The following is a 22,275-nucleotide window of genomic DNA, read 5'->3' as shown; positions in this document are numbered from 1 at the left end:
GGCGTGGCTGCAGCTCTCGTTGATACCGCAATCTGACAATTTGTCAGCTTCGCGGCTTACGCCGCTCCCGCAACCCAGCAGAAAATCACCGCTGCACAGCACTGCTCACACATGCAATAATGCGAACAATTCGCATTTGCACAAACGATGAACCCCGCGTCGTCCTCCCTTCTTGCCACCTTGTTCCGCGACCATCACCGCTGGTTGCTGGCACGGCTGTGCAGGCAGGTTCGCTGCCGCTGGGATGCAGAAGACCTCACCGCCGAGACCTTCAGCCAGGTCGCAGCTTCGCGCACGCCGCTGACCAGCATCGATGAGCCGCGCGCGTTCCTGACCACCATCGCCAAGCGCCTGCTGTTCCATCTGCGCCGGCGCCGTGATCTGGAACAAGCCTGGCTGGAACAACTGCGACACAGCCCCGAGGCGTTCTCGCCTTCCCCCGAAGAGCGGGCGTTGCTGCTGGAGACGGTGCTGCTGGTCGACCGCAGCATGCAATCGCTGCCAGCACCGGCACGCGCCGCCTTCCTCTACAGCCAGCTCGATGACATGGGCCACGAGCAGATCGCGCGGCAGCTCGGCGTATCGGTGCGTACGGTAGGCCGCTATCTGCGCCAAGCCTGGACCTGCTGCCTGCAGGATCTGCAGCACACGGACCTGGGCCGATGAGCGAGCAAGCGGCGATGCAAGCCGCCATCGACTGGATGGTGCTGCTGCAGTCCGGCAGCGCCGATGCCGACAGTGAGCAGCAACTCCAACGTTGGCTGGACGCCTCGGCCGAGCACCGCCAAGCCTGGCAGCAGCTGCAGGAAATCCAGGGGCGCTTCCAGCGCCTGCGCGAGGTTGCCCAGCGCCATCCGGGCCAGGATCAACAGGCGCGCGAACTGCTGCTCCGCCCTTCGCGGCGCGTCGCGCTACGCTCCTTGGCCGCCTTCGCACTCACCGCTGGCGGTGCAGCGCTGCTGGCCGACCGCGAGTTCCCGCTGCGCGAACTCAGCGCTGACCTGCGCACCGCCACCGGGCAGCGCAGCCGCTTTGCACTGGATGACGGCAGCACCCTCACCCTCGACGCACGCAGCGCGATGGATCTGGATTTCGCTGCCAACCAGCGCCAACTGTGGCTGCGGCGCGGGCGGGCACTGCTGGACATCGCCGCCGATCCTCGCCCTTTGCTGCTGCACAGCCTGCACACCAAGCTCAGCCTGCTTCGCGGCAAGCTCATGGTCGAGCGCTACGAGGCATCCACCCAGGTTGCGGTACTCAGCGATCACGTACTGATCGAAGACCAGCACGGCCACAGCCAGCGCCTGCTCGCCGGGGAAGGCGCACGCATCGATGCCAGCGGCATCACCGCACTCGGCAGCAATCCACTGCAGCTGACCGACTGGCTGCACGGCAGGGTCAGCCTGGACAACGCGCCTCTGCTGGAACTGGTGGAGCGTCTGCGCTCCTACCGCAGTGGTTTCCTGCGGGTGTCGCCGGAGGCGGCGGCACTGCGCGTGCAGGGCGTATTCGGGCTGGATGACAGTGACCGCACCTTGGCCGCGCTGGCCGAAACCCTGCCCTTGCTGATCCGCTCCTACGGCCCGGTCACTCTGATCGAAAAAAAATAGCGTGAGCGTGTCCGGTTTTTCGCCCTCGATACACATCCCTATCCGAAACCCTCTTTCGGAAGCCGTATCGATGTCCGCCTCCCCCCTGCTTCGCCCTTCCTGCCTTGCCCTGGCCTTGTCGCTGGCCTGCGCCGTTCCGCTGGCCCACGCGCAAACCACAGCCGCTGATGCGGCAGTGCTCGACTACCAGATCGCCGCCGGCCCGCTAGGCGCCAGCCTCAACCGCATCGCCGCCAGCGCCGGCCGCACCTTGTCGGTGGACCCGGCACTGCTGCAGGGCAAGCAGGCCAAGGCCGTGAATGGCCAGTACTCGGTCGAACAGGCCGCTGCACAGGCGCTGCAGGGCAGCGGCCTGCAGCTGGCCACCACCGCCAGCGGCGCGCTGACCGTACAGCGCGCGCCGGCCAACGGCGTGGAACGCATCGGCACGCTGCGGGTGCAGGGTGACCAGGGAAACCGAACCCAGCTGGGCGATGACAGCCGCAACCCGGCCGACACGCCTTACACCTCCGCGCAGTCCGGTGCGCATTTGTCGCTGCAGCAGATCGAGCGTTCGCGCGGCACCCAGGCTGGCGACATCTTCAAGGGCGTGGCCGGCGTCATCAACGGCGACAACCGCAACTCCGGCGCGCTGGACCTGAACATCCGCGGCATGCAGGGCTTCAACCGCGTGCCGGTGCTGATCGACGGCAGCCAGCAGCAGGTCACCGTTTACCGCGGCTATGCCGGCGTGGCCGGGCGCAGCTACATCGACCCGGACATGATTGGCGGCATCGACATCCAGAAAGGCCCGACCGGCGGTGCCGAAGGCGTCGGCGCGATCGGTGGCGTGGTCAGCATGCGCACCTTGAATGCCGAGGACATCATCACCGGCGACAAGGACTGGGGCATCCGCCTGAAAGGCAGCTTCAGCGACAACTCCACTTCACCGCCACCGGCCTTCACCACCGGCGGCCTGCGCAATGGTGGTCGCTTCGTCACCGACTGCGGTGGTGGTGAAATCTGCACACCCAAGCCCCTGCCCACCGAATTTGCCGACGACACCGGCATGGACCGCCCCTCCACCGGCAAGCCGACCGGCGGCAGCGGCAGCGTTGCCGCCGCCAAACGCTGGGAGCACTTTGAAGTGGTAGGTGTATTCGCACGCCGCAAGACCGGCAACTACTTCGCCGGCGAAGGCGGTCCGGACGCCCCGCAGCCGATCTTCAGCAACGAGCGCGTGACCAACATCTTCGGCTGGTGGACTGATTACACCAACATCAGCTTCAGCGGCCTCAACCGTTTCCGTGCCGGCGAAGAAGTGCTCAACACCTCGGTGGACAACCAATCCTGGCTGTTCAAGGCGACCTGGAAGCCCAGCCCCGACCAGGCGCTGGAAGTGGGCCGCATGAAATACCAGAGCCGCTACGGCGAGCTGATGCCGTCGGCCATCCTGCGCGGTGAAGGCGCACTGCAATCCGCGCTCAGCGACGTCGATGCCGACACCTGGACCGCGCGCTACCGCTGGCAGCCGGCCAACGAGTTGATCGACTTCAAGGCCAATGCCTGGCGGACCGCCCTGGACAACACCATCCGTAACGTCTACTCGTTCCCGACGCTGCCACCCGAGTACACCTATATCGAGACCACCTATCGCCAGGCCGAGCGTTGGGGCGTCGACGCCACCAATACCTCGCGTTTCATCACCGCCTGGGGCGACGTCGCCCTGCAATACGGCTTCACCCACGGCAAGGAAGACGTGCATCCGATCAGCGCCAAGCAGAGCTTCAGCAGCAACAATGCCAAGCGCGAGGAGAGCAGCCTGTTCGCCAGCGCCGAATGGGTGCCGACCGATTGGTTGAAGCTCGACGCCGCGGTGCGCCACACCCGCTACAAAAGCTACGACCGCGAGGTCACCCGGGTGCCGTCACAGACCCGCCCCATCACTTATACCGACGTGCATCTGCAGGGCAAGGCCAGCGGCAATACGCCGATCGCGGCGATCACCTTCACCCCGCTCGAGGGCGTGCAGGTTTACGCCCGCTATGCCGAAGCACTGCGCATGCCCGGTCTGTTCGAGACCAGCTCCGGCCCGGTTCCCAGCATGTTTGCGATGGACCTGCGCCCTGAGCACGCCAAGAACCGCGAGTACGGCATCAATCTGCTGCGCGATGGTCTGTTCACCGAAGGCGACCAGGCACGCCTGAAGCTGGCGTACTTCGACAACCACGTGAAGGATTACCTGACACGGACCACCGTGCAATTGCAGGGCTGGGTATCGGCACCGGTGATCGAAAATATCGACAACGCCGACTTCAAGGGCTACGAGATCACCGCCGAGTACCGCACGCCGCGCTTCTTCAGTGAACTGTCTGGCAGTTATTACACCCACACCAACTTCTGCCACAGCGACCGTGCCTATCCGACCAAGTCACCGGCCTGCTATCCGGGCGGCGTCACCGACAGCTATGCCAGCAACCACGTCCCGCCGCGTGCCTCCGGTGCATTGACGCTGGGCACGCATCAGCTGGACCAGCGACTGACCGCCGGCAGCCGGGTCAGCTACACCGGCAACCGCCCGACCCTGCCACGTGCCAGCAGCATCATTCCGGTGGTGGATTGGGGCTCCTACGTGCTGGTCAACGTGTTCGCCAACTACCGAATCAACGACCACGTCGCGCTCGACCTGAGTGTGGACAACCTTACTGACCGTTACTACATGGACGCGATGACGCTGGGCCTGATGCCCTCACCGGGTCGCACCGTGCGCATGGGCTTCACCGTCAATTTCTGAGGAACAGCATATGTCCGCTTCCCCAATGCTGCTGGAAATCAGCCGCAGCCAACGCTTGAAGGCCGCCACCCATGGCACCCACGAGCGGCTGGACCAACGCATCATGCGCGGCGAACCGTTCGCCTCGCTGGACAACTACCGGCGCTTCCTGCGCGTGCAGTACCGCTTCCATCGTGACCTCGCGGTGCTGTACTCGCTGCCAGCGTTGCAGGGCCTGTTACCGGATCTGGCCGAGCGCCAGCGCCTGCAGGAACTGCAGCAGGACCTGCTGGATCTGGGTGAAGCCCTGCCTGCCGATGATCATTCAGCCTTGAGCAGCGATATCGACCCGGCCACCGCACTGGGTTGGCTGTACGTGGTCGAAGGCTCCAACCTCGGCGCAGCCATCCTGTTCAAGCTGGCTGCGAAGATCGGCCTGGATGCCGATCACGGCGCGCGCCACCTGGCCGGCCACCCGGACGGGCGCGCGCGTCATTGGCGGCGTTTCACCGAGGCGCTGGATGGCAATGCCCTGGATGCCGAGCAGGAACAACGTCTGGTGGCTGGTGCCACTGCCGCGTTCCAGCGCGTGCATGGCTATGTCGAGCAGGGCTTTGCCGACTGAGATGGAGGCAACGCTGAGCACCGCACCAACCCCGCCACGGCGCAACCGCGCCGTGCGCGTGGGCTATCTGTTGCTGGGCATGTTGATGGTGGCACTGGGCATCATCGGCGCATTGCTGCCGGTGATGCCCACCACCATTTTCATGATCCTGGCCGCAGCATGTTTTGGCCGCTCTTCGCCGCGCTTCGAGCGCTGGTTGCTGCAGCACCCGCAATTCGGCCCGCCTTTGCGGCTGTGGCGCGAGCAGGGCGCGATGTCCAAGCGCGCCAAAGCCTTTGCCTGCGGTGGCATGGCACTGGGCTTTGTGATGTTCTGGTACTTCGCGCATCCATCGCTGCTGCTGTGGCTGGCGGTTGCGGTCGGCATGGGGGGCTGTGCGCTGTATCTGCTGACCCGGCCGCTGCCGCGTGGCGTGGCCGACGTCCCGTCCCCGGAATCGGAAGAGCGCGGTATCCGCTCGATCGCTGCAACCGTCACCGTGTTGCTGCACATCGGTCTGTTCGCGCTGCTGCTGTGGAGTCGCGCGCCATCAATCGATCCCCCTTTCATGGAGCCGGCCGAACGCACGCAACTGGTGATGCTGCCACCGCGCGCACCGGAGCAGCCGCTGGAAGAAATCGTCGCGCCAGCACCTTCCGCTGCGGCCTCGGCGGAGAAACAGAAGCCGGAACCGCCGCGCCCGCTGCCGCCCTCGCCACCGCGTGCCAACGCCAACTGGGTAGTTCCACCGCCCGCGCCACCACAACCGGTGCAGCAGGCGCTGGCCCCGCAACAACAGGAAGCATCGATCGCCGCCGCCCCGCTGACCCCGCCGCTACCGCCCGGGCCGAGCGCAGCAAACCCCGGCAAGGACAGCTGGGAAGGCCGGGTCATGGCCAAGCTGGAGCGCCATCGGCGCTATCCGAATGCCGCCCGCGCGCGCCGCGAACAAGGCGTCGCCCACATCCGCGTCAGCTTGGCCCGCGATGGCTCGGTGCTGTCCCTGGCCTTGGAACAGACTTCCGGCTCGGCCATGCTCGACCAGGCCGCACTGGATACCTTCCGCCGCGCCACGCCGTTGCCCGCGGTGCCGGAAGCACGCAAAGCACCGCTGGAGCTGTCGTTCCCGGTGGAGTTCTTCATGCGCTGAGGGCTCCCGCGAAGCCCGCATTTGTGGGAGCGGCGTAAGCCGCGAAGCTCGTAGAGCGTGCGTTGCATTGCATCCTTGCCATCGGTGATGCCTCTGCCGAGCATGGCTCGGCACTACAACCGGCCTTGCGCTTGCAGGAACGGCACAAGCCGCGAAGCTGAAAATCCAACCGCCCAAAGCTCTGCCTTTCCCCAATCCCTTCAATCAGGCCGCACGCCAGTGGCATGCAAACAGACCTTCTTCATCCCTTTTGCCGACAGGTAGGGAGCACATCTCCGGCTCAAGCAGACCTCCCGACAACACTTGTCTCCAGCTGCATGCCATGCCAGCCTTGCAAGCCGAAAACGGGGGGTTGGAATGAAGCACGGACGCACCTTGTCATTGTCACGAGCTGGCCTTTGGCTGCTACTCGCCTGCCTGTGCTGGCCCACGGCCAGCTGGGCCGCTATTGATCCGGTGAAACCCGGCGAAATCCCCGTGCTCAAACCTGGTGAGGCACTGATTCTGGCCGCCGTGGACACCAATATCGAGCTGGATTCGGTTCGCCTGAATCGCGATGGCAAAGTTTGGGGCGATGGTGTCATGTCGCGCCTGCAGGCCGGCCACAACTACCGTCTTTATGTCGCCAGCGCTGGGCGCTATGTGTGGCGTGAGCTGCAGCCCTTCAATGGCTTCCGCTACCTGCTGAAGGATGAAGAAGAGCTGGCGTTCCAGGTCGATGCCGGCACCATTGTTTATCCGGGCGACCTGGTGTTCCGCCCCACTTCGATGTGGCGTGCGGACGTTCACCGCTCCAACCGCAGCCTGGCAGCGATGGACTGGCTGCAGCGCACCCATCCTGCGCTGTATGCACGCTTTGCTTTCACCTATGCCGGTCACTACTCGGACCCGTTCCCGGCCTTCTACAAAGAACAGGCGGGAGCCAGGACCTTCCCGGCCGAAGTCGATACCGCAGCGGCAACCAAGAAGCCGGCAGCGGACAAAGACAAGGACAAGCCCGCGATTGATCCCTACTGGCAGGACCCACAGATACTGGCCTCCAGCCTCAACCCTGCAGGCACCTTGTTCGCCATGCAGGTGCGCCAGGACGACAAGCATTGGGCGGTGGACATCATCGACCTCAAGTCCAGCATCCAGACCCGGCTGGGAAGCAGCGACATGCCGCTGGCCTCATTCCGCTGGGCCGACGATGAAACACTGCTGACCTCGGTGCGCCTGTCCAACGGCTTGAACCGGGTCTCCGTGCTGCATATCACTACCGCTGCCGACGGCAAACCGCGCTATGCCAGCTATATGGTTCCTGGCGAAGGCAAGGTATTGGATCTGTTGCCCGGCAAGCCCGGCTACATCCTGTTCGCAAGCAGGGCGCGCGATGGCAGGTTGATGGTCCACCCACTCCAGGCCGCCAGCCAGGTAGCCGTCGAGGACTTCCGCCCGCTGATGCGCACCCGCCTGAACACAGGCCTCAACGATGACACCTGGTGGTTTGCCGATGGTGCCGGCGAGCTGCGTCTGGGCATTGTCCAGCGCGGCGAAGACTACGTGCTGGTACAGCGCCAAGCAGATGGGTTCCGCGATGTCATGGTGCTGTCGGACGAACTCGACTTCGACCCGATCGCGATCTCCGCGGATGCCAGCAAGATCTACGCGCTGACCGACGAGAAGCGCAGCCAGCGGGATCTTGTTGAATATGACGTGGCCACACGCTCGATCACGCGCACCCTGTATTCGCAGCAGGGCACCGACGTGCAAGCGGCGATCTTCGACGACAAGCGCAACCCCATTGGCGTTGAGTTCTATCGTGATGGCCAATTGCTCTCGGATTATTTCCAGGACAACGATGCCCGCATTGGCAGGCAGCTGGGCAACGCTTTCCCGGGCCAGGCCGTGCAGCTGGTCGGACGCAGCCGCGACGGCAGCAGCATGGTCGTGGAAGTCGACGGTGCCGACGCGCCGTCTCAGCTGTACCACCTGGACACGCGCCAGAGCCGTGCCTCATTGCTGGCGCAAGCCTATCCCTGGTTGGCGGACCGTACTTTCGCGCCCACCCAGGTACTGAAATTCAAATCCAGCGATGGCCTGGACGTAGAGGCATTCCTTACCTTGCCGCCAGGGCAGCAACCACGCCCGCTGGTAGTTCTGCCCCATGGCGGCCCAATCGGGGTTGCCGACAGCCTGCACTTCGATCCTGAAGTGCAGTTCCTCGCCTCCCGCGGCTATGCCGTGTTGCGCGTCAACTTCCGCGGCTCAGAAGGATATGGACGCGCCTTCCGTGAAGCAGGACACCGCAACTACGGCACCCGCATCGAGGACGACATCGATGCGGCAATCAATCTTGCGCTGGCCAGCTACCCGCTTGATGCCTCCCGGATGTGCGTGGTCGGCAGCAGTTATGGTGGCTACTCGGCGCTGGTCTCTGCCGTCCGCTGGCCGCAGCGTTTCCGTTGTGCGGTCTCCATCGCCGGCATCAGCGACCGCGCGTTGTTCTTCACCGCCAGTGATACTGCACGCAGCGAGAAGGGACGGCAGTTGGCCGAGAAAATGATGGGCAACCCGGACGAGGATGCCGCTGCGATCCGCGACACCTCCCCACTCTATCGCTATACCGAGCTGTCCATTCCGGTGATGCTTGCCCATGGCAGGGAGGACCAACGCGTGGACTTCGAGCACAGCCGGCGCATTTCACGCATGTTGCGCCTGGCCGGGCGTCCACCGGTCGAACTATATTTTGATGAGGAGGGCCATGGGGTGGTCGACCCGGCCAACCGCACCGCGTTGTGGAAGCGCGTTGGCGAGTTCCTGGACCAGTCCACCAGACAGTAGCTTCAGCCCCCGGCAGAAGCGGCTGAACTGTTCGGCTGCAGACGCCGGGACTAGAATGTGAGCATGGACGCACTTACTTTCCGCAATGCTACCGCCGCCGACATCCCGGCCCTGATCGATCTGGTCACCTCCGCCTACCGTGGCGATGCTTCCCGCGTCGGCTGGACCACCGAAGCCGATATCCTTGATGGCCAGCGCATCGACGCCGCCGGTATCCAGGGTGATCTCGACCGCCCGCGCAGCGTGATCCTGCTCGCCGAGCAGGACGGCCAGCTGCAGGCCTGCTGCCATGTCGCCGATGAGAACGGCCACGGCTACTTCGGCATGTTCTCGGTCAGCCCGAACGCCCAGGGCGGCGGCATCGGCAAGCAATTGATGCAGCGCGCGGAACAGCATGTGGCCGAACAGTGGCAGCTACCGAGCATGCAGATGACGGTGATCGACTGCCGCGACGAACTGATCGCCTTCTACGAACGCCGCGGCTACGTGCGTACCGGCATCAAGAAGCCGTTCCCGTATGGCGATGAACGCTTCGGCATTCCCAAGCGCGATGACCTACAGTTCGAGATCCTGGAAAAGCCGCTCGGGGCCACCGCATGAGCGAGACCTGGACCTTCATCTGCGCCAGCGAAGAGCTGCTGCCGGGCGAACTGAAGACCGGCTTCGATGAAGTCACCGGTTCACCGATCGTGGTGTTCAACCTCGACGGCGAGCTGTACGCGCTGGAAGACCAGTGCACACATGAGGAGTTCGAGCTGTCCTCCGGCACCCTGGACCCGGACGAAGGCAGCATCGAGTGCATCCTGCACGGTGCCCGCTTCGACATCCGCGACGGCCGCGCCCTGTGCGCTCCGGCCTATACGGCCGTGCCCAAGTTCCCGGTCAAGCGCGAACACGGCGGCATCTGGTCACGCGACGACCGCGACTGAGCCAGCCGACCGCCCGCCCCGAATCCGGGGAGTCCGCACCGCGACTCCCCTGCGTTTGCCCACACGCCCCGGGGCTTCCAGACCCGGCCGCGCTCCTGCGACAACTCAGCTGGCACCGCCTTCAGCGGTCATCCCTCCCGGGCAACGGCCTTGCACCTGTACCCTGGCAAGACCTCGCTGTACCAAGCATATCGGCATTGCAAACGCAAACAATTCTCAATAAGATGCGCATCTGCCGCGATAACGCGAAATTAACGGTCTGCGCTTTTCCCCATGTCCTACCCGTCCACCAAGGCTCAAACGCTGACTGTCGCCACCGTGCGGCAGCGCCTGCCTTGGTTGATGCTGGTGTTCGGCATGTTGTTGGTCTGGGCCGTGGCATTCCAGGCCAAGGCCGTGGTCATCGCGCCGCTGGCTATGGAAGCGTTCGATCAGGTACTGGTTTCGCCTGAACCCGGTCATCCGCAGCAGCCGCTGGAGATGGCCGCCATCAGCGAATCCGGCGGCGAGTCCTCCCGCCTGACCCGGCCGCGCCCGGCAGCAATGCTGTCCAGCCCGGTTCCGCTCGCTATGTTTACCCCCAGCCGCGTCTTCGTGACTGCCGCCAGCGACACGCTGCTGCAGCACGCGGTTGAACGCGCCCAACGCTATCCGTTGGCGCCCTATCTGCTGCTCAATCCCGGCCACGCCCCGCCGCGCGCCTGACCAGCTGAAACGGACGCGCTCTGCGTTCCGTCGTTCTGTTGCTCATCGTTCCAGGCCTGCGCCGTGCCGCATGGCTCGCCCCACCTATCCGTTCCCCTACCTCCGCGCCAACAGGCCGCGGCGGTCGTCTTACTTCTCCCTTTTCACTACCGATCATCACCATGACCCATATCAAAAGCCGCAAGCACAGCAGCACCGCGCCACGTATCAGCGCCTTGGCCTCGACCACTGCCAGCCTGATCACCGGCCTCAGCCTGGCAACCCTGCCGGGCCTGGCCAGCGCCCAGGAAGCCAAGACCCTGGACCAGGTCGAGGTGCATGCAATGAACGGCTTCAAGGCCGAGAAGTCCGCCTCCAACAAGTACACCCAGACCCTGCAGAACACCCCGCAGACCATCCAGGTGATCACCAGCGACCTGTTCAATCAGCAGGGTGCCACCACCCTGACCGAAGCACTGCGCAACAGCGCCGGCGTGGGCACCTTCTATGCAGGTGAGAACGGCAACACCAGCACCGGTGATACCGTCTACATGCGCGGCTTCGACAGCTCCAGCAGCATCCTGGTCGACGGCATCCGCGACCTGGGCTCGATCTCGCGCGACGTGTTCAATACCGAGCAGGTCGAAGTACTGAAAGGCCCGGCCGGTACCGATATCGGCCGCACCGCGCCCACCGGCGCGATCAACATGATCAGCAAGCAGGCCAACCTGCGCGATGCGATCGCAGGCAGCCTCACCGCCGGCACCGATGGCCAGCAGCGCGCTACCGCCGACTGGAACCAGACCCTGGGCGCCACTGCTGCGTTGCGCCTGAACGCCATGTGGCAGGACAGCGATGTGGCCGGCCGTGACCACGTCAACAACAAGCGCTGGGGCTTTGCGCCGTCGTTCGGCTTCGGCCTGGGTACCGACACCCGCTACTTCCTCAACCTGCAGTACCTGAAGCAGGACAACATCCCCGACGGTTTCGTGCCGACCATCGGCCTGCCGGGCTGGACCCCGCAGCCGGGCCTGGAGCAGCTGGCCGGCCATCCGGTGAACCCGGAAAACTTCTACGGCACCCGCTACGACCACGATGACGTGACCTCGCAGCAGGCGACCTTCCGCTTCGAACATGACTTCTCCGACACGTTCAAGCTGACCAACACCGCGCGTTGGGGCAAGACCGAACAGGACTATCTGCTGACGGCATTCATGTCCACCGGCGGTACCGCTGCCAACCAGCAGGCCGGCAACATCAAGTGGACAGACATCAATGACCTGTCCACCTACACGATGAATCGCAGCAACCTGACCTACAAGGATCAGGAAAACACGATCCTGACCGATCAGTTGAACCTGCGCATCGACTTCGTCACCGGCCGCGTGCAGCACAACGTCAGCACCGGCGTGGAGTTCACCCAGGAACAGCAGAAGTCTTGGGGCAAGGCCGGCACCGTTGGCGCTGGCTGGGGCCCGGCAAACCTGTACAACCCGGACTGGAATGCAACCGGCCTGACCACCCGCCGCACCGGCGTCCACACCGACGGCAAGACCACCACATCCTCGCTGTACGTGTTCGACACCCTGAAGTTCAGCGAGAGCTTCATGCTGACCGCTGGCCTGCGTGCCGATCACTACAAGACCGAGTACAGCAGCACGGCGCTGTGCACCGCCGCCAACTGCGCCGGTCGCCCGGTCGGCACCCTGATCGCGATGCCGTCGTTCGATGATTCGGACACCTTGATCAACTGGAAGGTCGGTGCGCTGTACAAGCCCAACGACGCCGTCAGCGTGTACGCGAACTACGCCATTTCGCAGCAGCCCCCGGGCGGCAACAACTTCCAGCTCAACGAAACCGCTGGCAACGTCAACAACATCAACATGGATCCGCAGGAAGCCCGCACCATCGAAGTGGGCACCAAGTGGGCGTTCCTGGATGACGCACTGGCATTGAACGTTGCCCTGTTCCGTACCGAAGTCACCAACGAGATCACCGGCAGCGCCGCCGATGGTTACTTCCAGAACGGCCAGAAGACCGTGGAAGGCATTGAAGTCTCCACCGTCGGCAAGATCACCGACAACTGGTCGGTCTCTGCTGGTTATACCCACATGAACACCCAGGTCGACACCGGCAGCCTGGTGACTGCCAATGGCAGCAACAACCTGACCTACACTCCGGATGATGCCTTCACCGGTTGGACCAGCTACGTGTTCCCGTTCGGCCTGACCATCGGCGGCGGCGTGCGTTACTCCGGCGAGATGCTTCGCGGCACCGACGGTGCCAAGGGCACGCCGGCCTTCGTCAAGTCCTACACCGTGTATGACGCCGTGGCGTCCTATGCAGTCAACGACAACCTGGTGCTGCGCTTGAACGCCTACAACCTGTTCGACAAGCAGTACGTCGCCGCGATCAACAAGAGCGGTTACCGCTACACCCCGGGTACCCCGCGTACCTTCATGTTCAGCGCGGACTTCCGCTTCTGATCAGATGGGCGCAGGGGCTTACACTCCCCTGCGCCCTTTTCGGAAAGACCGCCATGTTGCTGCACATACCCAATGTACTCAGCGCCGAGGAAGTCGCCGGTTTCCGCCGTGCACTGGAAACGGCCGACTGGGCTGATGGCCGCGAGACCGTTGGCCATCAAGGTGCGCAGGTCAAACGCAACCTGCAGCTGCCCGATGCTTCACCGCTGAAGGCAGAGCTAGGCTCGCATGTAGTGGCAGCGCTGGAACGCAATCCCCTGTTCTTCGCTGCGGCGTTGCCGCTGCGCATCCTGCCGCCTCGCTTCAATCGTTACACCGGCGGTGGCGAGTACGGCTTCCATGTCGACGGCTCGGTAATGAGCGTCGGCCTCGGCGCACAACGCACGCATATCCGTTCGGACATCTCCTGCACCCTGTTCCTGTGCGAGCCCGAGGATTACGACGGTGGCGAGCTGATCATCAGCGACACCTACGGCGAACACGAAGTGAAGCTGCCGGCCGGTGACCTGGTGGTCTATCCGTCCAGCAGCCTGCACAAGGTGCAGCCGGTAACGCGCGGCGCGCGCTTGGCCTCGTTCTTCTGGGTGCAGAGCATGGTCCGCGACGATGCGCACCGGCGCCTGCTGTGGGAAATGGATACCTCCATCCAGCAGCTGACCCAGGATTGCCCGCAACACCCGTCCTTGGTCAGCCTGACCGGGATCTATCACAACCTGCTGCGGCAATGGGCTGAGACCTGAAGGTCAGGGCCGGCACAGCACCGGACTCAGCTGAAAGGGCGAACAGAGCCGTAGCGAGGGTAACCGCAGCGCACCCGGGGCTGTTGGCGAAAGTCTGAAAGTCCGGGAGATTCACGCTCCGGGGGGCGCTGCCCTTACCCGGGCTACAGCAGCTCCCCTGGAGAAGCGCATGCCGAAAAGGACTTGATAAACGTCAAGTTGGTATCAATTCTCATTTGCAAAAGTTAACGAATCGTATCTACAATGCCGCACCGCGAACGCCGGCCCCTGTCGCCGCGTCCGCAATCCGGGGATACGAATGCAGCAACCACAGCGCCAGCACGCACAGAACAACGCCGTTTCCGGCGCTGTCAGCCTGCGTCCGCTGGCTTTGTGCATGCTGTTGCTGTTGTCGCTGCTGGCTGCCTTATGCCAGAGCGGCACCCAGTTTTCTCGGCTCGGTCTGGCCCAGAACGGCCATGCTTCGGCGCCGGCTGAAGAACGTCAAGGCGGCGAACGCCACCTGGAAGAAGAAAGCCCGGCCAAGCTTCGCCGGGTAGTACAGCTGCGTGCACCGCGCACAGTCCAGCCCCTGCCCAGCATCCAGCAGCTGCTGTTTGCAGCGGACGACTTCAGCCCCATCCGCACGGTCTTCCCTGCATCCGAGCCGGTTATCGGCCATGCACTGGCCAGTCCGCGCCAACAGCGTGGGCAAGCGCCACCGTTGAGCTGACGCTCCGCGCGTAGTCGTTTCCGCTTCACCCCTCTCTTCTTCCCAGCTCGTCCCTGCACGCGTGAGCGCCTGCGGTGATGACGGCTGCAACCTGCATTCCTTGATCGAGGTATTCCCATGGCCCTGCGCCAGCGTCACCGTGTGTCCGTTTCCCGCCACCTGCTCAGCCTCGCCGTGCTCGGCGCCATCAGCGCCAGCGCCCATGCCAACGATGCGCCGACCACGCTGGACAAGGTCGTCGTCACCGCCAGCGGCTTCGAGCAGAAGATCACCGATGCACCGGCCAGCATCTCGGTCATCACCCAGGAAGAACTGGCCAAGCGCCCGTACATCACCCTGCTCGATGCCGTGCGTGACCTGGAAGGCGTGGACGTGGGCGAAACCCGCGACAAGACCGGCCAGGGCAGCATCTCGATGCGCGGCATGGGCTCGGACTACACCCTGATCCTGATCAACGGTCGCCGCCAGAACAACCACGGCGACATCTACCCGAACAACTTCGGCGGCAACCAATTCAACCACATCCCGCCGCTGGATGCGATCGAGCGCATCGAAGTGATCCGCGGCCCCGCCTCCACCCTGTATGGCGCCGATGCGATGGGCGGCGTGATCAACGTCATCACCAAGCGCACCCTGGACAGCTGGCACGGCTCGGCCACCTTGGCGCGCAGCTTTGAGACCGATGACCAGTTCGGCGATGACCGTACCGCCGACCTGTTTGTCACTGGCCCGCTGCTGCCGGGCAAGCTCAACCTCAGCGCGCGCGCCAGCTGGTATGACCGAGATGCCTCCAATCCCGTGTACTCCTCGGTGACCGACCCGGCCGGCAACCAGCACAACCGAGCACTGGGCTTTGGTGCCGGCGGCAAGACCGTGGACAACACCAACAAGGCCGGCGGCATCACCTTGTCGTGGACCCCGACCGAGGCGCAGACCATCACCCTGGACTACGACACCTCGCGCCAGGAATACGACAACTCGATCAAGATCAACGACAACGGCGAAGAGGAATACCCGGTCGGCACCGTTGACAGCATCAGCAGCATCTTCACCGCTGGCAACTTCTGTCTGGGCGCCGCCGGCGCCAATGCCAACGCATGCCGCAACAATGGTGGCACCTGGTCGCGCCGCGCCAACCCGCGCGCCGGTTACGGCCCCACCCAGGAATTCACCCGCGACGCCTGGGCGCTGACCCACGAAGGCAAGTGGGGCTTCGGCAACAGCTTCGTTTCGCTGGCACACGTGGCTACCAACAACGAAGGCCGCACCATGCCATTCACCGTGGCCGAGCGCGAGCACCTGCTGCAGATGGTCGATGGCACCGGTCCTTATGCAGGCATGAGCCTGGCCGATCGCCGCGCTTTGGCCGGCTCCACCTTCCTGCCGCGCCCCAAGCGCGTGCTGGAAAGTGCGCAGTACACCTTCGACGCCAAGATCGACATGCCGTTCCAGGCAGCCGGTGAGCACATCGCCGTGTTCGGTACCCAGATCATCCGCGGCGAGCTGACCGACGGCGTGTTCGGTACCGAAGTCGGTGACCCGGGCCGCAAGCAGGAGCACAACATGTACTCGCTGTTCGCCGAGGACACCTGGACCGTGATCGAGCCGCTGGCCATCACCTACGGCCTGCGCTTCGACGACCATGAAGTATTCGGCGACCACCTGAGCCCACGCCTGTATGGCGTGTACACCGTCAATCCGCAGTGGACGGTCAAGGGCGGTGTCAGCACCGGCTTTAAGACCCCCAAGACCACCCAGCTGTATGACGGCGTCACCGGCTTTGGCGGCCAGGGCACCTCGCCGATGTTCGGCAACCCGAACCTGAAGCCGGAAACCAGCACCAGCACCGAGCTGGCGGTGTATTGGCAGCACCCGGATGGCCATAACTTCAATGCCACCCTGTTCCACAACAAGTTCGACGACAAGATCTCCACCCAGCCCTGCGGCACAGGCCTGTCGCTGGCCTGCACCAGCACCGGCGAATACGCCGATCTGGGTTACGCCACCAGCACCAAGACGGTGAACATCGATGAAGTGGTGATCCAGGGTGCGGAAGTCGCCGGCCGCTGGGAAATCAGCGACCGCTTCGGCCTGCGCGCCAACTACACCTATACCGACAGCGAGCAGAAGAGCGGTGCCGACAAGGGCCGTCCGCTTGGCCTGAGCGCCAAGCACATGGCCAATGCCACCTTCGACTGGCAGGTAAGCGATCGCTTCAACCTGTTCGTGACCAGCGAAGCACGCTCCAAGCGCTACCGCGGTGTCAGTGCGATCACCGGCCAGGAGCTGTACTACAAGGACTACACCGTGTTCCATCTCGGTGCCTCGTTCCAGGCCACCCAGTGGATGAAGATCAACGCCCGCATCAACAATCTGCTGGACCGCGACTTCACCACCTACCAGACCGTGTTCAACGATCTGGACGGCAGCGGCATCTACGGTGACGCCACCAACGAAGTGCTGTTCGAGGACGATTACAACAACAAGGACAAGGCACGTAGCTTCTGGCTGAGCGTGAACCTGAGCTTCTAAGCGCTGCGCTCCCTCCCTTGTGCGCAGCACAGGGGAGGGTTGGGGAGGGGTAGCTCTCAGCTTCTGCGTCCCCGTGTCAACGCCGAACGTAGTGAAGCGTTACCAGCACAAGCAGCACCGCCCCCTCCCTTTCACGCAGTGAAGGGGAGGGTTGGGGAGGGGTAGCTTTTGATCTCGCTTCTGGCTTGAAGCCAAGGAACCAGAGCAACAGCCAGATCAACAGCTACCCCTCCTCGCCCCCTCCCCTTGCCTACGGCAAAGGGAGGGGGCGAAGCATCTTCACAAATTGCGAATCATTCTCATTAGTGCTCTAATCGTCATCCTTCAATAATCCCGATTCCCGTGTTCGCAGACCGCAGCACCGCCACCACCGTGCAACAACAGGCCAGCCGTGGTTTCTGGTTGCGCACCCTGCATCAGTGGCACTGGATCAGCTCGGCTGTCTGCCTGATCGGCATGCTGTTGTTCTCCCTCACCGGCATCACCTTGAACCACGCGTCCAAGATCGAAGCCAAGCCACAGGTTCAGAACCAACAGCTGGAATTGCCAGCGCCCGTGCTCAAGGCACTGGGTGAGCGCGAAGACGGCAATGCGCCGCTGCCAGCGCGCGTCGCCGACTGGTTGTCCAATCGTCTGGAAGTGTCCATCGGCAGCCGCGAGGCCGAGTGGTCGCCGGAAGAAATCTATCTGTCCATGCCTGGCCCCGGCAGTGATGCCTGGCTGAGCATCGACCGCGAAACCGGTGCGGTGGAGTTTGAAAAAACCCGTCGCGGCTGGGTCTCGTACTTCAATGACCTGCACAAGGGCCGCAATGCGGGCCCGGGCTGGGGCTGGTTCCTCGACGTGTTCGCGGTGGCCTGCCTGGTGTTCTGCATCACCGGCCTGTTCCTGTTGCATCTGCATGCGCGGCAGCGGCGCATGACCTGGCCGCTGGTCGGCCTGGGTTTGCTGATTCCGCTGCTGATCGCCCTGCTCCTCATCCATTGACCGTCTTTCTCTCCGGAGTCGCACCATGCGCGTCACCCTGACCATCGCCCTGAGCGGTTTGATTGCCACCGCTCCCGCTGCCTACGCCGCCAGCCTCGACGTCAACGTCGAAGTACCCAAGCTCAACGTTGCCGAGTACCACCGCCCGTATGTCGCGGTGTGGATCGAAGGTGCCGACCAGCAGGTCGCCGCCAACCTGTCGGTCTGGTACCAACTCAAGGACACCGCCGAAGGCCATGGCACCAAGTGGTTGCCGGACCTGCGCCAGTGGTGGCGCAAGAGCGGCCGCACCCTGCAGGTGCCGGTCGATGGCGTGACCGGCCCGACCCGCCCGGTCGGCAAGCACCAGCTCAGCTTCAGCGACCGCCAGCCGCAGCTGCGCGCCCTGCCCGCCGGCCAGTACTCGCTGGTGGTGGAAGCCGCACGCGAAGTCGGTGGCCGCGAACTGGTCAAGATTCCCTTCACCTGGCCGGCCCGTGCCGCGCAGAACGGCCGTGCCCAAGGCACCTCCGAACTCGGCACCGTCACCCTTGCCGTCAAGCCCTGATCCCCATTACCAACGGAGCCAACCGATGAAGCGTTCCCTCCTGCTTGCTGCCACCATCGCCGCCGTACTGCCGTTCTCCGCCGCCGCCCACAAGGCCTGGCTGCAGCCCTCGCAGACCGTGATTGCCGGCACCAACCCGTGGATCACCGTGGACGCGGCCGTGTCCAACGACCTGTTCTACTTCAACCACGTGCCGTTGCGCCTGGACAACCTGGTGATCACCGCACCGGACGGCAGCACCGTGCAGCCGCAGAACGCAGCCACCGGCAAGTACCGCAGCGTGTTCGACGTCGAGCTGACCCAGCAGGGCACCTACCGCCTGGCCACCGTCAATGCCGGCCTGTCGGCCAATTGGCAGGAAGATGGCAAGCCCAAGCGCTGGCGCGGTAACGCCGCCACCTTCGCCACCGAAGTGCCGAAGGACGCCAAGGACCTGAAGGTCTCCGAGACCGCCGGCCGCATCGAAACCTTCGTCACCAACGGCAAGCCGAACGACACCGCGCTGCAGCCGACCGGCAAGGGCATGGAGCTGGTTGCCCTGGGCCACCCGAACGATCTGTTCGCCGGTGAGCAGGCCAAGTTCAAGCTGCTGGTCGACGGCAAGCCGCACGCTGGTCTGGAAGTCGAGATCACCCGCGGCGGCACCCGTTACCGCAACGCCCAGGAAGAGATCAAGGTCACCACCGACGCCAACGGCGAGTTCTCGGTGACCTGGCCGCAGGCTGGCATGTACTGGCTGGAAACCGGCACCGAGGACAACAAGACCTCGATCCCGCAAGCCAGCGTCCGCCGCCTGAGCTACGTAGGCACGCTGGAAGTGCTGCCGCAGTAATGCTCAAAGCCCCTCTCCCGCGAGCGGGAGAGGGGTTGGGGTGAGGGCAAGGCCGGAGCCGCATTGCTGAAATTCGCTGACGGCATGAAAAAGCAAAAGCTCCCCTCATCCGCCCCTTCGGGGCACCTTCTCCCGTAAACGGGAGAAGACACACCTGCCCCAGCCGGCTTTTTGATACCGATGTCCTCCAACTCCGACATCGCCGCCCTTGGCGGCCACACCATGGGCACCAGCTGGAGCGTCAAGCTGGTAGCTTCGCGCAGCCGCGACCTGCATCCGCTGCACGCCGGTATCCAGGCCGAACTGGACCGCGTGGTCGCGCAGATGAGCACCTGGGAAGCCGACTCGGACATCAGCCGCTACAACCGTGCCGCCGCCAACAGCTGGCATGCACTGCCCGATGATTTCTGGAACGTGCTGGTCACCGCGCGCGACATCGCCGAGCGCAGCGCTGGCGCCTTCGATCCCACTATCGGCCCCTTGGTCGCACTGTGGGGCTTTGGTGCAGATGCCGCCGCACAAGGCGTCCCCGATCCCACTCAGCTGGCCGAGGTCGCCGTACGCTGCGGCTGGAACAAACTGCAGCTGGACCCACAAATGCAAAGCGCGCTGCAACCCGGCGGCCTGCAACTGGATCTATCTGCCATCGCCAAAGGCTACGGCGTGGATCTGGTCAGTCGCTGGCTGCGCCGCATCGGCATCAGCGCTGCCTTGGTCGAAGTCGGCGGCGAACTGCATGGCTACGGTTTGAAACCCGACGGCCAACCCTGGCGCGTACTAGTCGAATCCGCGCCCGAAGAAGATGCCGGCGCGGACTACCCACCGCGCGTGCTCGCACTCGATGATCTGGCAGTAGCCACCTCCGGCGACCGTTGGCACCAGTTCGAACGCGATGGTGTCTCCTATAGCCACACGTTGGACCCACGCAGCCATGCGCCGGTCAGCCGTGCCGCTGCAGCAGTCACCGTGATCGCGCGCGACGCCACGCTCGCCGATGCCTGGGCGACTGCGCTCACGGTCATGGGTGCCGATGAAGGCCTGGCCTTTGCCAACGACCATGACTTGGCTGCACGCTTCATCACCCGCAGCAGCAATGGCCTGGTCGAAACCATGACGCCCGCCTTCCAGCGTTACCTGGACGCCAGCACGCAATGACCCCCAATCGCTCCACCCGCTCCCTGCTCGGCAATCTCGCCGTTGGCCTCGGCCTGCTGCTGATCGCGCTGTTGCTGCTGCGCCTGCATCTGGGCGAGAGCTGGTGGCCGGCCGCGCCGTTGGCACCGCAGTGGTGGATGGCATTGGCAGCGTTGGCGATCTATGCGGCGGCCTGCTTCGCATTGTGGTGGTGCACCCGCCAGCGCGATGACGATAGCGGCGACAGCAAGGAGCCGCCGATTCTGGTGGTCTGGTCCAGCCAGACCGGCTTTGCCCAGCAGCTGGCACAACGCACCGCCGCGCATCTGCGCGCCGCCGGTCACAAGACCAAACTGCGCGCAATCGACCAGGTCGATGCGGCCCTGCTCGGCAGCAGCCGCCAGGCCTTGTTCATCGCTGCTACCACCGGCGAAGGCGATCCGCCCGACCATGCACTCGCCTTCCTCAGCCGGGTGATGCCGCAGCCGCTGAAGCTGCCGCAGCTGCAATACGCGGTACTGGCACTGGGCGACAAAACCTATGAACACTACTGCGCGTTCGGCCATCAACTCGATGAGTGGCTGCGCACGCACGGCGCACAACCGCTGTTCGATACGGTGGAAGTAGACAACGCCGATGCCGACGCACTGCGCCATTGGCAGCAGCTGCTCAGCCAGCTTGGCGGCGAAGCGGCCAATACCACCGACTGGAGCGCGCCGGCCTATCAATCATGGCTGCTACGCAGGCGCGAAGTGCTCAATCCCGACAGCGTGGGCGGCAAGGTGTTCCACCTGCAGCTGCAGCCCGCGGATGGAAAGCTGCCGACCTGGCAAGCCGGTGATATTGCCGAGATCGGCCCACGCCAGTCTGCTGATGCGGTGACAAAGTGGCTGCAGGCAAACAGTTTCGATGCTGCAAGCGTGCTCGCTGACGGCCGCAAGCTGGTTGACGCCCTCGCCCAGTCCCATCTTCCTGACAGCACCGACAGCCGCGACGCCAACGCATTGGCCGCCAGCCTCAAACCACTGCCGCACCGCGAATACTCCATTGCTTCAATGTCGGGCGAAGGCAGCCTGCAACTGATGCTGCGTCGACAACTGCGCCCGGACGGAACACCCGGCCTGGCCAGCGGCTGGCTCTGCGACTACACCGCTATCGGCGACAGCATTGACCTGCGCCTGCGCAGCAACAGTAACTTCCATCCGCCGGGCAATGACGCACCACTGATCCTGATCGGCAACGGCACCGGCATCGCCGGCCTGCGCGCGCATCTGCGCGCCCGCATCGATGCCGGTGCGAGACGCAATTGGCTGCTGTTCGGCGAACGCAACGCAGCCCACGATTTCCATTTCGGTGCCGAGCTGCAGCAGTGGCAGCGTGAAGGCGCGATCGAGCGACTGGACACGGTTTTCAGCCGCGATGATGGCCAGTTCCACTACGTGCAGGACGCACTTTCCGCACACAGCGATGTACTGCGGCAATGGCTGGACGACGGCGCCACCATCCTGGTCTGCGGCAGCCTGCAAGGCATGGCCCCGGCCGTGGACAAGGTCATCATCGACGCGATTGGCGCCGAAGCGCATCAAGCGCTGCGCATCGCCGGACGTTATCGCCGCGACGTGTACTGATCCGTCGGCATTGCAACGCACCGGTAGTGCCGAGCCATGCTCGGCAGGGGCACTACAAGCAATCCCAACCGTAGTGCCGAGCCATGCTCGGCAGAGGCTTTCCCGGTAATGCCCATGCCGAGCAT

At 64.2% G+C, this 22,275-nt stretch carries 18 protein-coding genes; all 18 read left to right on the top strand.

Annotated elements, in window-relative coordinates:
• Positions 1–147 precede the first annotated feature (147 nt).
• The 18 genes from ACVOLR_RS14620 (at position 148) to ACVOLR_RS14535 (ending at position 22,150) form a co-directional block, all read left to right on the top strand.
• The gene (locus tag ACVOLR_RS14620; RefSeq protein WP_481537067.1) at positions 148–666 is read left to right on the top strand and encodes a sigma-70 family RNA polymerase sigma factor; all 519 of its coding nucleotides are present in this window, start codon (positions 148–150) and stop codon (positions 664–666) included.
• On the top strand, positions 663–1,610 hold the full coding sequence (locus tag ACVOLR_RS14615) for a FecR family protein (RefSeq protein WP_481537066.1): 948 nt from the start codon (positions 663–665) through the stop codon (positions 1,608–1,610). Before ACVOLR_RS14620 ends, ACVOLR_RS14615 begins: the two co-directional genes overlap by 4 nt.
• Before the next feature lie 70 nt (positions 1,611–1,680).
• On the top strand, positions 1,681–4,383 hold the full coding sequence (locus ACVOLR_RS14610; RefSeq protein WP_481537065.1) for a TonB-dependent receptor: 2,703 nt from the start codon (positions 1,681–1,683) through the stop codon (positions 4,381–4,383).
• Between the two features lie 10 nt (positions 4,384–4,393).
• A complete protein-coding gene (locus ACVOLR_RS14605) occupies positions 4,394–4,987 on the top strand; it encodes a biliverdin-producing heme oxygenase (protein WP_481537064.1) in 594 nt (197 codons plus the stop codon).
• Positions 4,977–6,116, top strand: a complete 1,140-nt coding sequence (locus ACVOLR_RS14600; RefSeq protein ID WP_481537063.1) for a TonB family protein — start codon at positions 4,977–4,979, stop codon at positions 6,114–6,116. The genes ACVOLR_RS14605 and ACVOLR_RS14600 overlap by 11 nt, the downstream gene beginning before the upstream one ends.
• 477 nt (positions 6,117–6,593) lie before the next feature.
• A complete protein-coding gene (locus ACVOLR_RS14595) occupies positions 6,594–8,939 on the top strand; it encodes an alpha/beta hydrolase family protein (RefSeq protein ID WP_481537062.1) in 2,346 nt (781 codons plus the stop codon).
• A 63-nt stretch (positions 8,940–9,002) separates the two neighbouring features.
• A complete protein-coding gene (locus ACVOLR_RS14590) occupies positions 9,003–9,539 on the top strand; it encodes a GNAT family N-acetyltransferase (protein ID WP_481537061.1) in 537 nt (178 codons plus the stop codon).
• A complete protein-coding gene (locus ACVOLR_RS14585) occupies positions 9,536–9,868 on the top strand; it encodes a non-heme iron oxygenase ferredoxin subunit (RefSeq protein ID WP_282272227.1) in 333 nt (110 codons plus the stop codon). Before ACVOLR_RS14590 ends, ACVOLR_RS14585 begins: the two co-directional genes overlap by 4 nt.
• Before the next feature lie 273 nt (positions 9,869–10,141).
• Positions 10,142–10,573 carry a hypothetical protein gene (locus tag ACVOLR_RS14580; RefSeq protein WP_481537060.1) on the top strand — a complete coding sequence of 144 codons (432 nt, stop codon included), beginning with the start codon at positions 10,142–10,144 and terminating at the stop codon, positions 10,571–10,573.
• Between the two features lie 161 nt (positions 10,574–10,734).
• Positions 10,735–13,038, top strand: coding sequence for a catecholate siderophore receptor Fiu (locus ACVOLR_RS14575; protein WP_481537059.1), 2,304 nt, complete (start codon positions 10,735–10,737; stop codon positions 13,036–13,038).
• A 53-nt stretch (positions 13,039–13,091) separates the two neighbouring features.
• Positions 13,092–13,778 (top strand): Fe2+-dependent dioxygenase, encoded by a 687-nt coding sequence (locus tag ACVOLR_RS14570; RefSeq protein WP_481537058.1) that lies wholly within the window; start codon positions 13,092–13,094, stop codon positions 13,776–13,778.
• A gap of 298 nt (positions 13,779–14,076) precedes the next feature.
• Positions 14,077–14,490, top strand: coding sequence for a hypothetical protein (locus ACVOLR_RS14565; protein WP_481537057.1), 414 nt, complete (start codon positions 14,077–14,079; stop codon positions 14,488–14,490).
• Between the two features lie 117 nt (positions 14,491–14,607).
• Complete coding sequence (locus ACVOLR_RS14560; RefSeq protein ID WP_481537056.1) at positions 14,608–17,022, top strand: TonB-dependent receptor domain-containing protein; 2,415 nt, start codon at positions 14,608–14,610, stop codon at positions 17,020–17,022.
• A 342-nt stretch (positions 17,023–17,364) separates the two neighbouring features.
• The gene (locus ACVOLR_RS14555) at positions 17,365–18,009 is read left to right on the top strand and encodes a PepSY-associated TM helix domain-containing protein (RefSeq protein ID WP_481537055.1); all 645 of its coding nucleotides are present in this window, start codon (positions 17,365–17,367) and stop codon (positions 18,007–18,009) included.
• Positions 18,010–18,034: 25 nt separating this feature from the next.
• Positions 18,035–18,556 (top strand): DUF2271 domain-containing protein, encoded by a 522-nt coding sequence (locus ACVOLR_RS14550; RefSeq protein ID WP_313170411.1) that lies wholly within the window; start codon positions 18,035–18,037, stop codon positions 18,554–18,556.
• A 25-nt stretch (positions 18,557–18,581) separates the two neighbouring features.
• The gene (locus ACVOLR_RS14545) at positions 18,582–19,388 is read left to right on the top strand and encodes a DUF4198 domain-containing protein (protein ID WP_481516418.1); all 807 of its coding nucleotides are present in this window, start codon (positions 18,582–18,584) and stop codon (positions 19,386–19,388) included.
• A 174-nt stretch (positions 19,389–19,562) separates the two neighbouring features.
• A complete protein-coding gene (locus ACVOLR_RS14540) occupies positions 19,563–20,543 on the top strand; it encodes an FAD:protein FMN transferase (protein ID WP_481537085.1) in 981 nt (326 codons plus the stop codon).
• Entirely contained in the window at positions 20,540–22,150 is a 1,611-nt protein-coding gene (locus ACVOLR_RS14535; RefSeq protein ID WP_481537054.1) for a sulfite reductase subunit alpha, read from the top strand. The genes ACVOLR_RS14540 and ACVOLR_RS14535 overlap by 4 nt, the downstream gene beginning before the upstream one ends.
• Positions 22,151–22,275: the final 125 nt, after the last annotated feature.

Source organism: Stenotrophomonas sp. STEN030, assembly GCF_056759995.1.
Note: the sequence above shows the minus strand (reverse complement) of the source record. Positions and strands in the feature narration are given on the sequence as shown.

Coding starts and splice junctions, on each gene's coding strand:
- ACVOLR_RS14620 (WP_481537067.1), top strand. CDS start 148: ATGAACCCCGCGTCGTCCTCCCTTCTTGCCACCTTGTTCCGCGACCAT.
- ACVOLR_RS14615 (WP_481537066.1), top strand. CDS start 663: ATGAGCGAGCAAGCGGCGATGCAAGCCGCCATCGACTGGATGGTGCTG.
- ACVOLR_RS14610 (WP_481537065.1), top strand. CDS start 1,681: ATGTCCGCCTCCCCCCTGCTTCGCCCTTCCTGCCTTGCCCTGGCCTTG.
- ACVOLR_RS14605 (WP_481537064.1), top strand. CDS start 4,394: ATGTCCGCTTCCCCAATGCTGCTGGAAATCAGCCGCAGCCAACGCTTG.
- ACVOLR_RS14590 (WP_481537061.1), top strand. CDS start 9,003: ATGGACGCACTTACTTTCCGCAATGCTACCGCCGCCGACATCCCGGCC.
- ACVOLR_RS14585 (WP_282272227.1), top strand. CDS start 9,536: ATGAGCGAGACCTGGACCTTCATCTGCGCCAGCGAAGAGCTGCTGCCG.
- ACVOLR_RS14580 (WP_481537060.1), top strand. CDS start 10,142: ATGTCCTACCCGTCCACCAAGGCTCAAACGCTGACTGTCGCCACCGTG.
- ACVOLR_RS14575 (WP_481537059.1), top strand. CDS start 10,735: ATGACCCATATCAAAAGCCGCAAGCACAGCAGCACCGCGCCACGTATC.
- ACVOLR_RS14570 (WP_481537058.1), top strand. CDS start 13,092: ATGTTGCTGCACATACCCAATGTACTCAGCGCCGAGGAAGTCGCCGGT.
- ACVOLR_RS14565 (WP_481537057.1), top strand. CDS start 14,077: ATGCAGCAACCACAGCGCCAGCACGCACAGAACAACGCCGTTTCCGGC.
- ACVOLR_RS14560 (WP_481537056.1), top strand. CDS start 14,608: ATGGCCCTGCGCCAGCGTCACCGTGTGTCCGTTTCCCGCCACCTGCTC.
- ACVOLR_RS14550 (WP_313170411.1), top strand. CDS start 18,035: ATGCGCGTCACCCTGACCATCGCCCTGAGCGGTTTGATTGCCACCGCT.
- ACVOLR_RS14545 (WP_481516418.1), top strand. CDS start 18,582: ATGAAGCGTTCCCTCCTGCTTGCTGCCACCATCGCCGCCGTACTGCCG.
- ACVOLR_RS14535 (WP_481537054.1), top strand. CDS start 20,540: ATGACCCCCAATCGCTCCACCCGCTCCCTGCTCGGCAATCTCGCCGTT.